An 11,374-nucleotide genomic window follows, 5' to 3' on the forward strand; every position below is an offset into this window, starting at 1 on the left:
GCCGGCGGTGTGCGCGACGACGGCGCGGACGATCTCCGCGGGCAGGGCGCCGAGCGCCCCGTTCTCCGGGTCCTTGGCGTCGATCAGGTCGGCGCCGGCACGGATCGCGACCTCGGCCTCGGCGGCGTCGCGGACGCTGACAAGGAGGCGGGGCAGGGGATGGGTCGAGACGGAAATGGCGGACTCGGACACGGGCGACCTGAACGGGAACGGCTCGGAGGCGGCGCGGACGCCGGACGACATCACGATTTGCCGGGCAGGGGCTCGGCGAGAAGGCGGTTCTTGACGATCCAGCGCATGGCATGCGTCCAGGTGTCGTCGGTGTCGGCCCGGATCACCACCTGCCCGCCGCGCACCACCTTGCCTGTGGCGGCGTCGGCGATCGCGACGTTGAGGTTGAAGATCTGGCCCGATCCCTTCTCCACATAACCGGTCACGGCGAGATCCGCACCCAGGGCCTTGGCGATCGGGGCGGCGCAGCCGTCGCACTTGTGGAGCGGCCCCTGCTTGTTCACCTCGGCCGCCTGCGGCGCGGTGTCGACGGGCTCCAGGCCGCCCTTGTCCTTGAGCGCGCTGCGCAGCTCCTCGGTGACGAGGGCGAGCTTGCGCACCTCGTCCGGCCGGGCCTTGCGCCCGCCGACGACGCCCGGATCGAACAGCTCGACGGGGAAGATCGCCGCCTTCATCGGGTCGGCCGCCGCCGCGCCCGGATGGCAGGCGGCGGCGAGCGCGAGGGGCACCGCCGCGCGAAGCATCATACCGCGAACGATTTTGCCGCGTGGGATCATGACGGAACTCCGGTCGGAGGCATCGGGGACGACCGCAACGCCGGCCGCTTCCCGGCATAAGGTCGCGCGGCGGGTTGTTTTTGCAATGATCGGTGCGCGCTGAACGTTTGGACCGACATGCGCTTAGCGTTTGAGTCCGCCCCCGGAATGCTGTTACGGCTCGCCCCCATGCTCGCCATCCTGCACGATCCTGCACCTTCCCTCGGCGCCGCGATGCTCGTCGCCCTCGGTCTCGCCGGCCCGGCGATGGCGCAGGAACCCGCCGCCGCCCCGGCCGCGCCCGCGGAGGCGGCCGCCACCCATGTCGGCCTGATCTACCGGCCGCAGCCCGCGCCGTCCTCCTACGATGCCGAGGCCGCCCCCGAGGACGAGGGGCTGGCCGGCGCGAAGATGGCGATTGCCGACAACAACACCACCGGCCGCTTCACCAAGCAGAGCTACGCGCTGGACGAGATCGCGCTCACCGAGGGCGGTCCCTCCGCGGTCGACGCGGCCAAGGCGCTGCTCGGCAAGGGTATCCGCTTCCTCGTCCTGGCGCTGCCGGCCGACGAGGTGCTCGCCGTCTCGGAGGCGGCCAAGGCCGACGGCAAGGGAGCTGTCGTCCTGAACGCCGCGGCGCCCGACGACCGCCTGCGCGGCGCCGACTGCCGCAGGAACGTGTTCCACATCGCCCCGAGCCGGGCGATGCAGACCGATGCGCTGGCGCAGTACCTCACCGTCATGCGCTGGCGGAAGGTGTTCCTGATCGTCGGCCCGACCGACGCGGACAAGCTCTACGCCGACGCGATGCGCAACTCGGCGAGGAAGTTCGCCCTCAAGGTCACGGCGGAGAAGCCCTGGACCTTCGGGCCGCTGGCCAAGGCGCGGGGCGACACGCCGACCCGCGCCGAGGCGATGGTCTTCACCCGCGGGCTCGACTACGACATGGCGATCGTGGCCGACGAGGAGGCGGACTGGGGCGACTACGTCCCCTATCGCACCGTCGACCCGCGGCCCGTCGGCGGCACGCAGGGGCTTATCGCCACCACCTGGTCGCCGGTGCTGGAGACCTGGGGCGCCGCCCAGGCGCAAAACCGCTTCCGCCGCCTGTCGGGCCGGCTGATGCGGCCGCTGGACTACCAGGTCTGGGCCGCGGTCCGCGTCGTCGGCGACGCCGGGACGGCCAAGAAGAGCGCCGACCCGTCGGTGCTCGCCGCCTCCCTCGTCGACCCGGCCTTCGGCCTGCCCGCCTACAAGGGCGTGTCGCTCAGCTTCCGCCCCTGGGACCACCAGCTGCGCCAGCCGCTGATCGTGGTGCAGCCCAAGGCGCTGGTCTCGGTGGCGCCCGAGCAGGGCTTCCTGCACCAGCGCACGCCGCTCGACACCCTCGGGACCGACCTGCCCGAGACGACCTGCAAGTTCCCGTGACCACGCAAGTTCCCGTGACCGCGCTTGAGGGCAGGGGGAACGCGCCGTTCCGCCGCCCTCGCCACGCGGGCGAAACGCACTACACTGTCGGGCAATAGGGTTTCGGCGCCGTCAGAGCGCCAAGCCTGCGAGACACGAGGGGGAGGATCGCGAATGGACCGCTGCGTGAAAGCAGGGTTGGGGCTCGCCGCGCTCGGCGCGACGCTTCTGGGCTCGGCGCCGGCCGAGGCCTACACGGTCTACGTCTCCAACGAGAAGGGCAACTCGGTCAGCGTGATCGACACCGCGACGATGGCGGTGACCGGGACCTGGAAGGTCGGGCGCCGCCCGCGCGGCATCACCGTCAGCCGGGACGGCAAGGAGGTCTTCGTCTGCGCCAGCGACGACGACCGCATCGACGTGCTCGACGCCGCCACCGGCAAGGTGGTGCGCTCGCTCCGTTCCGGCCCCGACCCCGAGCAGTTCATCCTCGATCGCAGCGGCAACCCGCTCTACGTCGCCAACGAGGACGACAGCCAGGTCACGATCATCGACATCGAGAAGAACAAGGTGCTGGCCGAGATCCCCGTCGGCGTCGAGCCGGAGGGGATGGGCCTGTCGCCGGACGGAAAGGTGCTGGTCAACACCTCCGAGACCACCAACATGGCCCACTTCATCGACACCAAGACCTTCCAGGTGATCGACAACGTGCTCGTCGACGCGCGCCCGCGCTTCGCCGAGTTCACCGCCGACGGCAAGTTCCTCTGGGTCTCGGCCGAGGTCGGCGGCACCGTGAGCGTGATCGACGTGGCCGCGCGCCGCGTGGTGAAGAAGATCACCTTCAAGATCCCGAGCGTGAACGACGAGGCGATCCAGCCGGTGGGCATCCGCATCACCAAGGACGGGACCAAGGCCTTCGTCGCGCTCGGGCCGGCCAACCGCGTCGCGGTGATCGATGCCAAGACCTACGACGTGCAGAAGTACCTGCCGGTCGGCCAGCGCGTCTGGCAGCTCGCCTTCACCCCGGACCAGGCGATGCTGTTCTCCACCAACGGGACCTCCAACGACGTCTCGGTGATCGACGTGGCGGCGGAGAAGGTGGTGAAGAGCATCCCGGTCGGCCTGCTGCCCTGGGGCGTGGCGATCTCGCCGAACTGACCTTTTTCGCACGCAGGATTGCCGTCGACGGCAGCGCGGGGGGAACCGGATGACACGACGACTTCGACGGGCGGTTTCGGGATCGGCGATTTTGGGGCTGGCCGCGATCCTCGCGGCCGGTCCGGCGCTCGCGCTCGACCTCACCAAGAAGCGCGAGAACCTGCCCGACCTCGTCCTCGGCAACGACGAGGGCAACGACTTCGTCGTCGAGAACAAGGACATCGAGCTCGAATCCGGCAAGGCCTACCGGCTGCGGATCGTCGCCAAGGGCCACCAGGAATACAAGTTCTACGCGACCGAGTTCTTCCGCTACATCTGGTGGAACCAGATCGTGATCGAGCACAAGGAGATCCACGGCGGCGGCCCGCCGGACCACTTCGAGTTCGACGACCCGGGCGAGATCGCGATCGAGTTCGTGGCGATCAAGCCGGGCAAGTACACCTGGGAAGCCCGCGGCCTCGAAGCGAAGGGCGTGGCCGGCACGATCACCGTGAAATGACACACCGTGACATGATGCGCGCGCTTGTCCTCGCCGGCCTCCTACTGACCAGCCCCGCCCTCGCCGACGACAAGGCCGCCTGCGCCGACGGCATCGCCCTGATCAAGGACGCGCTGGCCAAGGGCCCGCCCGAGGCGGCGCTGCCGAAGCTGCGCAAGGCCCTGCGCGTGGCCGAGCGCGAGCAGGGGGAGGGCGAGTTCGACGAGTGCCTCGACGCCGTCGGCGACGCCAAGCGGACGCTCGCGCGATGAGCGCGGGCGCAGTGGGCGCGGGCGCCACAGGCGAGGTTCCGGCGCTCGAGGTGGCCTCCGTCAGCCACAGCTTCGGCGCGCGCCGGGCGCTGTCGGACGTGTCGATCACCGTGGAGCGCGGGCGCTTCATGGCGCTGCTCGGGCCGAACGGCGCCGGCAAGACCACGTTGTTCTCGCTGATCACCCGGCTCTACAACAACCGCGACGGCCGGGTCGCGATCTTCGGCCACGCCCTCGACCGCGAGCCGTCGCGGGCGCTCGCCCGCCTCGGCGTGGTGTTCCAGGCGCGGACCTTGGACACCGACCTCACCGTCGAGCAGAACCTGCTCTATCACGCGGCCCTGCACGGCATCCCGCGCAAGGCCGCCAAGGCCCGGATCGCGGGGCTGCTCGACCGGGTCGGGCTGACGGACCGGCGCGCCGACAAGGTGCGCACGCTGTCGGGCGGGCAATCGCGCCGCATCGAGATCGCGCGCTCCCTCGTCCACCATCCGAGCCTGCTCCTGCTCGACGAGCCCACCGTCGGCCTCGACCTCGAATCGCGCGCCGACATCGTCGCGATCGTCCGCGCCCTCGTGCGCGAGGAAGGGCTCTCGGTGCTGTGGGCGACCCACATCTTCGAGGAGATCGCGCCCGAGGACGACGCCGTGGTGCTGCACAAGGGCCGCATCGTCGCGCGGGGAAAGGCCGGCACCATCGGCCGGGCCGACGAATCCCTCGAGGAGGCGTTCCGCCGGCTCGTGTCCGAGCCGGCCAAGCCGGCCAGGGAGGCCGCATGAGCACGCCAGTCGGCACGTCTGCGACGATCGCCTCTCCCACGAGCCCGGTCGCGCCGCGAGAGACCGCCCATCTCGGGCGGCTCGACGCGGTCGGCTACCTGATCTGCCTCGGCGGCATCGTCCGGCGCGAGCTGCTGCGCTTCTTCAACCAGAAGGAGCGGTTCTTCTCGGCGCTGGTGCGGCCGCTGGTCTGGCTGTTCATCTTCGCGGCGGGCTTCCGCAACACGCTCGGCGTCTCGATCGAGCCGCCCTACCAGACTTACGTCCTCTACGAGGTCTACGTGGTGCCGGGGCTGGCGGTGATGATCCAGCTGTTCAACGGCATGCAATCCTCGCTCTCGATGGTCTACGACCGCGAGGTCGGCTCGATGAAGGTGCTGCTCACGAGCCCGTATCCGCGCTGGCTGCTGCTCCTCGCCAAGCTGATCGCCGGCGTCACCGTCTCGGTGGTGCAGGCCTACGCCTTCCTGGCCATCGCCTGGTTCTGGGACCTCGACATCCCGGCGGTCGGCTACCTCGCGGCGCTGCCGGCCTTCATCGCCGCCGGGCTGATGCTCGGGTCGATTGGCCTGCTGCTGTCGTCGATGGTCAAGCAGCTCGAGAACTTCGCCAGCGTGATGAACTTCGTGATCTTCCCGATGTTCTTCGCCTCCTCGGCGCTCTACCCGCTGTGGCGCATCCGCGAATCCTCGGAGACCCTGTACTGGATCTGCGAGTGCAACCCCTTCACCCACGCCGTCCAGCTCGTGCGCTTCGCCCTCTACGGGCAGTTCGAGCCGGTCTCCTGCGCGGTCGTGCTCGGCGTGACCTTCGCCTTCTTCACCCTCGCCGTCGTCGCCTACGATCCCGGCCGCGGCATCATGGCCCGGCGTGGCGGCCCGGCCGGAGACCCGTCATGATCGTTTTTCGCATCCTCCCTGCGGCGGTTGTCGCCCTCGCCTGCCTCGCCGGCCCCGTGCTGGCCCAACCCAAGACCGATCCCGACTGGCCCTGCGTCCAGCGCAAGGTCGCGACGCTGAGCCCCGGCCAGTTCTGGACCGGGCCGGACATCGCCGGAGCCGGCGCCTGGGGCGACGACGACGACGCGGCGGTGCTGGCCCAGAAGCTCGCCTCCCGCCGCACCGAGCTCAACGAGGTCGACCCGCTGCTCGACGCCTACGTCGCCAAGGTGCCGGCGGCCGACAAGGCCAAGGGCCTCGCCCACGTCTACGCCGGGGTGTTCGAGGTGGTGAACGGCGAGCGCGACAAGGTGATGGGCGGTATCGCGCGCTACGCGCAGGGGCAGCGCCGCATGGCCGAGCGCATCCGCGACGAGGCCGACACCATCAGCCAGACCAAGGACGGCCCGAGCGCGGCCGACGCCCGCGAGGTCTCGAAGGAGCAATCCGAGATCGAGACCAAGTTCGCCTGGGACCGGCGGATCTTCCAGGAGCGCAGCCAGTCGCTGACCTACGTCTGCGAGGTGCCGCAGCTCCTCGAGCAGCGACTCGGCGAGATCGCCAAGAAGATCCAGGCCCGGCTTTGAAGCCAGAGCCGGCGACCCGGAACCGGGTTGCCGATTCCTCCCGGGCAGCATTGCCGAAAACTCCCTAAGTCTTTGATGAGACATAGAAAATCTGTTGCACGCGAACCACGGGTCGTCCGTTTCGGCGTGTAACGGCGCCGTGAGCGGCGATTTCCGCCGGATCACGGTCGTCCCGCGATTGTCCGATCCCGACGCGCCTTGCATGAGTGCAGCTCAAGCAGTGCAAGGCGAGCAGTGCTGGGTAAGCCCGCCGCAGAGGGGGCGCGCCGCTCGTCGGTTCGGGGTTGGGGAATGACAATGCGGGCGCTTCGTGGAAGCCTGATCGCCTCGGTGGCGTTGCTGCCGGGTGCGGCCTACGCACAGAGTTCGGTGACGCTGTCGGAGATCAGCGTCGTTTCGACGACGCCGGTCGGCGGCTCGGGCTCGGGCTCCACGCGGGCCGCCCCGCCGCTCGGCGCGACCCCGGTCGTGTCGCCGAGCGCGGCGCCTGTCTCGTCCGCCGGATCGCCGCGCCTGCGCGGCGGCGAGCAGCCTCTCTACAAGATCCCGAGCACGGTGGAGACCGTCACGGCCGCCGACCTCGACATCGATCGCGGCACCTTCAACGCGGTGGCGACGCTGGCGCGGCGCACGCCCGGCCTCAACCTGTCGGACTCGCAGGGCAACTCGAACCGCACCGACGTGAACTACCGCGGCTTCCAGGCCTCCCCCGTGCAGGGCGTGCCGCAGGGGCTCGCCGTCTACCAGAACGGCGTGCGCATCAACGAAGCCTTCGGCGACACCGTCCAGTTCGACCTGATCCCGCCGACGGCGATCCAGCGCATCGACATCGTCACCGGCAACCCGGTGTTCGGCCTCAATGCCCTCGGCGGCGCGGTCAACATCCAGATGAAGAACGGCTTCACCTGGCAGGGCACCGAGGTCACCGCGCTCGGCGGCTCGGACGGCCGCATCGCCGGCGGCCTGGAATACGGCAAGGTCATTGGCCCCTGGAGCTTCTACTTCAATGGCGACGGCCTCAACGACCGCGGCTGGCGCTACGAGAGCCCGTCGACGATCGGCCGCCTCTACACCGACCTCGGCTACCGCACCCTCGATTCCGAGTTCCACCTGATCGGCGGCTTCGCGCGGACCTTCTTCGGCGCGGCGGCCGCGACCCCGGTCGACTTCACCCACGTCGACCCGCGGGCGATCTTCACCTACCCGCAGACCACGACGACCGAGATGGGCACGATGCAGCTGACCGGCCGCGTCGACATCTCGCCGACCTGGGACCTGGCCGGAAACGCCTACTTCCGCCGCTTCAGCAACACCTACGTCGACGGCAACGACGGCAACTTCGAGAACTGCAGCCGCCAATCGAGCAACCGCGGTTTCCTCTGCTTCGAGGATGACGGCTTCGCGCCGGCCGCGGGCCAGTCGCAGCTCGCCTTCCGCAACCAGTTCACGATCCTCGGCGCGAACAACCAGCGGATCCCGTTCACCGCGGGCGTCCCCTACGGCACGCTGGACGTGACCAAGACCGAGGCCACCGGCTACGGTGGCTCGCTGCAGGCGGCCAACCGCGACAAGGTGTTCGGCTTCGGCAACAGCTTCGTCGTCGGCGGCAGCATCGATGTCGCCGACTTCAGCTTCAAGTCGTCGAGCACACTCGGTGCGATCAACCCGGACCTTCGCGTCGTCACCGATCCGAACAACCCGTATTACGGCACCATCCCTGGGCTCGGCACCACGCAGCTGCGTACCGCCGCCGCGCTCGGCATCGCGCCCTCGAACGTCATCGGCTCGAACCTCTACATGGGCCTCTACACCACCGACACGTTCGATCTGACCGACAGGCTCTCGCTCACTGCCGGCGCGCGCCTGAACTTTGCCCGCCTGACCACTCAGGACCAGACCGGCTTCTCGCCGGACGTGAACGGGACCTACTACTACAACAAGATCAACCCGTTGGCGGGCCTGACCTACCGGTTCACCCCCGGCCTGTCGCTCTACGGCGGCTACTCGGAGTCGAACCGCGCACCGACGCCGCTGGAAGTCGCCTGCTCCAACCCGGACCGGCCGTGCCTGCTGCCGAACTCGCTGGTCGCCGACCCGCCCCTGAAGCAGGTCACCGGCCAGACCTACGAGGTCGGCGTCCGCGGCCAGATCCCGAATTTCTATGACGGCGGCCTCGTGACCTACAAGGTCGGCGCCTTCCGCACGGATCTCGCCAACGACATCATCCAGCTCGCGACCCCCGGCAACGCGGCGCGGGGCTACTTCGTCAACGTGCCGGCCACCCAGCGCCAGGGCATCGAGGTCGCGGGCGAGTACACCCGCGGCGACCTCTCGGTCTACGCCAACTACGCGCTGATCGACGCCACCTTCCAGTTCAACGGCACCCTGTCCTCGCCCAACAACCCGCTCGCCGACGACGGCGCCATCAACGTGACCCGCGGCAACCAGGTGCCGCTGATCCCCAACCACCAGTTCAAGGTCGGCTTCGACTACCTCGTCCTGCCGGGCTGGCGCTTCGGCATGAACCTCCAGGCCTTCTCCTCCGCCTACTATCGCGGCGACGAGTCGAACCTGAACCCGAAGCTGCCGGCCTACCTCGTGCTCGGCCTCAACACGACGTACCAAGTCACGCCGAACCTTCAGGTTTTCGGTCTGATCACCAACCTGACCAACAACCGCTACGCCAACTTCGGCACCTTCGCCGAGCGCGGCCCGGTCGCCGGCAACCTGACCATCAACGACCCGCGCACGACGACGCTGGCGCAGCCGCTCTCGATCTACGGCGGCATCCGCTACGCCTTCGGCGCCGACCCGGTGCCGATGCCGGAGCCGCTGATCCGCAAGTACTGATCGGGCGGGCACAGGCGAGGGGAGGGGCGCGGGCCGCAGGGTCCGCGCCCCTTTCGCGTCTTGGCGCCCCTTTCGCGTCTTGGCGCCCCTTTCGCGTCTCGGGGCGTGCCGGCCCGGGGCCGGCCTGCGGCCTCACGCCACCGGAACACGGCCGCGCTTCGTCGCTTGCCCCCTGCAACCGAAACGACGCGGGCCGCGGGCCCGCGCGCCATGCTTCAGGGAGACTCCATGCGACTGGTCCACGCCTTCTCGGCCGCCCTCCTCCTCGCCTCCGCGGCGCCCGCCTTCGCCAGCTCCTGCTCGGAGGAGATCGCGACGCTCGAGCGCCGCCTCGACAGCGCCGGCGCCGAGAAGGTCACCGGCAAGGAGCCGCCGGGCGGCCCGACCTCGTCGAACTCCCCCAAGGCGCTTCCGACCCCGCCCGCTGGCAAGCCGAGCGATCCGGCCGCGACCCCCACCGCCGCCGGCGTCAAGGAAGCCCGCGACCTCGTCGAGAAGGCCCGCGGCGAGGACAAGGCCGGCCAGGCCGACGCCTGCCGCGACACCATCATGAAGGCCAAGGAGAAGGCCGGCGCGCTGCCGTAGGCGGCCCGCGCATCCGTGTCCGAAAGCGAAAGGGCGGCTCTCGCGAGCCGCCCTTTCTGCGTTTCACGGTGCCGCCGCCCGGGCGCGGTCAGTACGCGTTCTCGGTCTTGAACAAAGCGAAGGGCGTGGTCATGAGGATCTGCAAGTCGAACAGCACGGACCAGTTCTCGATGTAGTACAGGTCGTGCTCGACCCGGCGCTGGAGCTTCTCGCTGGTGTCGGTCTCGCCGCGCCAGCCGTTGACCTGGGCCCAGCCGGTGATGCCGGGCTTGACCTTGTGGCGGGCGAAGTAGCCGTCGACGACCTGGTCGTAGAGCGTGTTGGCGGCCTTCGCCTGCAGCGCGTGGGGGCGGGGGCCGACCAGGGAGAGGTCGCCCTTGATCACGTTGAACAACTGCGGCAGCTCGTCCAGCGAAGTCTTGCGGATGAACCGCCCGACCGGGGTCACGCGGGCGTCGCCCTTGGTCACCATCTTCGCCGCGGTGGCGTCGCACGCGTCGACGTACATCGAGCGGAACTTGAACACGTCGATCAACTCGTTGTTGAAGCCATGCCGCTTCTGCCGGAAGAACACCGGGCCGCGCGAGGTGAGCTTCACCGCGAGCGCGACGCCGACCATCACCGGAGCGAGGGCGACGAGCATCGTCAGGCCGACCGTGCGGTCGAACACCGTCTTCATCACCACGTCCCAGTCGGCGATCGGGCGGTCGAACACGTCGAGCACCGGCACCGAGCCGAGGTAGGAATAGCTGCGCGGCCGCAGGCGCAGCTTGGTCGCGTGGGCCGAGAGGCGGATGTCGATCGGCAGGACCCAGAGCTTCGAGAGCATCTGCAGGATGCGCCCCTCCGCCGAGATCGGGATCGTGAACACGATCAGGTCGAGGCGCGTGGTGCGGGCGTAGGCGACGAGGTCGGTGACGGTGCCGAGCTTGGGGTATCCGGCGACCACGTCCGTGGAGCGGTCGTCGTTGCGGTCGTCGAACACGCCGACGATGCGGATGCCGCTCTCGCTCTGCGTCTCGAGGGCGGCGATGAGCTCCTCGGCGGCCTTGCCGCCGCCGACGATGGCGGTACGCCGGTCGAACCGGCCCTTCCGGGTCTGCGCCACGATCACGCCCGACAGGACGAACCGGCCGGTGAGGAGCAGCCCGAGGCCGCCGGCGAAGTACGCCGCCAGCCACAGGCGGGAGTAGTGGTCGGCGACCTTGGCGAGCACGAGGCCGGTGGCGACCAGGAGGAAGGCCAGCATCCAGCCCGCGGAGATCTTGAGGGCGGTCTTGAAGAAGGCGCGGAACGCCGCGATCCGGTAGGTGCCGGCGGCCTGGAATGCGGCGAGGGCGAGGGCCGCCACCGCGACGACCGCGCCGGCATAGGTCAGCCCGAACGGGACGACCCCGCGCAGCAGCGCCACGTGCAGGCCCGCGCCGAGGCCGACGATCAGGGTGAACTCCGCCGCCCGCACCAGGCCGGCGATCACCACCGGGGAGATCGCCGGGGCCGGCAGGGGGGAGACCGCCTCGGCGGGCGGCGCCATCTTCGGCACCGGCTCCGCG

General features: G+C 69.7%; 12 protein-coding genes. 9 read left to right on the forward strand and 3 right to left on the reverse strand.

All coding sequences use genetic code 11. The features are described from left to right. Both FV222_RS08375 and FV222_RS08380 read right to left on the reverse strand, forming a co-directional pair. On the reverse strand, window positions 1-192 hold a 192-nt coding region (locus FV222_RS08375; protein ID WP_281406877.1), incomplete at its 3' end, for a (5-formylfuran-3-yl)methyl phosphate synthase. A 50-nt stretch (window positions 193-242) separates the two neighbouring features. Beyond that, complete coding sequence (locus tag FV222_RS08380; protein ID WP_147813805.1) at window positions 243-758, reverse strand: DUF3280 domain-containing protein; 516 nt, start codon at window positions 756-758, stop codon at window positions 243-245. A 198-nt stretch (window positions 759-956) separates the two neighbouring features. On the opposite strand from FV222_RS08380, the gene FV222_RS08385 reads away from it, so the two are divergent. The 9 genes from FV222_RS08385 to FV222_RS08425 all read left to right on the forward strand — a co-directional run bounded on the left by FV222_RS08385 (window position 957) and on the right by FV222_RS08425 (window position 9,821). Continuing rightward, the gene (locus tag FV222_RS08385) at window positions 957-2,195 is read left to right on the forward strand and encodes an ABC transporter substrate-binding protein (protein ID WP_147753653.1); all 1,239 of its coding nucleotides are present in this window, start codon (window positions 957-959) and stop codon (window positions 2,193-2,195) included. A 153-nt stretch (window positions 2,196-2,348) separates the two neighbouring features. Further along, window positions 2,349-3,332 (forward strand): YVTN family beta-propeller repeat protein, encoded by a 984-nt coding sequence (locus tag FV222_RS08390; RefSeq protein WP_147813807.1) that lies wholly within the window; start codon window positions 2,349-2,351, stop codon window positions 3,330-3,332. A 49-nt stretch (window positions 3,333-3,381) separates the two neighbouring features. Beyond that, entirely contained in the window at window positions 3,382-3,831 is a 450-nt protein-coding gene (locus FV222_RS08395) for a hypothetical protein (RefSeq protein WP_147753655.1), read from the forward strand. A 14-nt stretch (window positions 3,832-3,845) separates the two neighbouring features. Then, window positions 3,846-4,082, forward strand: a complete 237-nt coding sequence (locus FV222_RS08400) for a hypothetical protein (protein WP_147753658.1) — start codon at window positions 3,846-3,848, stop codon at window positions 4,080-4,082. Beyond that, window positions 4,079-4,861 (forward strand): ABC transporter ATP-binding protein, encoded by a 783-nt coding sequence (locus FV222_RS08405; RefSeq protein ID WP_147753656.1) that lies wholly within the window; start codon window positions 4,079-4,081, stop codon window positions 4,859-4,861. Before FV222_RS08400 ends, FV222_RS08405 begins: the two co-directional genes overlap by 4 nt. Beyond that, window positions 4,858-5,760 (forward strand): ABC transporter permease, encoded by a 903-nt coding sequence (locus tag FV222_RS08410; protein ID WP_238272076.1) that lies wholly within the window; start codon window positions 4,858-4,860, stop codon window positions 5,758-5,760. Before FV222_RS08405 ends, FV222_RS08410 begins: the two co-directional genes overlap by 4 nt. Beyond that, entirely contained in the window at window positions 5,757-6,386 is a 630-nt protein-coding gene (locus tag FV222_RS08415; protein WP_147753657.1) for a hypothetical protein, read from the forward strand. The genes FV222_RS08410 and FV222_RS08415 overlap by 4 nt, the downstream gene beginning before the upstream one ends. A gap of 291 nt (window positions 6,387-6,677) precedes the next feature. Beyond that, on the forward strand, window positions 6,678-9,236 hold the full coding sequence (locus FV222_RS08420) for a TonB-dependent receptor (protein WP_147813809.1): 2,559 nt from the start codon (window positions 6,678-6,680) through the stop codon (window positions 9,234-9,236). A 228-nt stretch (window positions 9,237-9,464) separates the two neighbouring features. Then, on the forward strand, window positions 9,465-9,821 hold the full coding sequence (locus FV222_RS08425) for a hypothetical protein (protein ID WP_147754093.1): 357 nt from the start codon (window positions 9,465-9,467) through the stop codon (window positions 9,819-9,821). 88 nt (window positions 9,822-9,909) lie between these two features. Here the strand turns inward: FV222_RS08425 and FV222_RS08430 are convergent. Beyond that, window positions 9,910-11,374 (reverse strand): undecaprenyl-phosphate glucose phosphotransferase (locus FV222_RS08430; RefSeq protein WP_147813811.1); only part of this gene is annotated, 1,465 nt, incomplete at its 5' end.

Source organism: Methylobacterium sp. WL103, assembly GCF_008039885.1.
Classification (GTDB): Bacteria; Pseudomonadota; Alphaproteobacteria; order Rhizobiales; family Beijerinckiaceae; genus Methylobacterium; species Methylobacterium cerastii.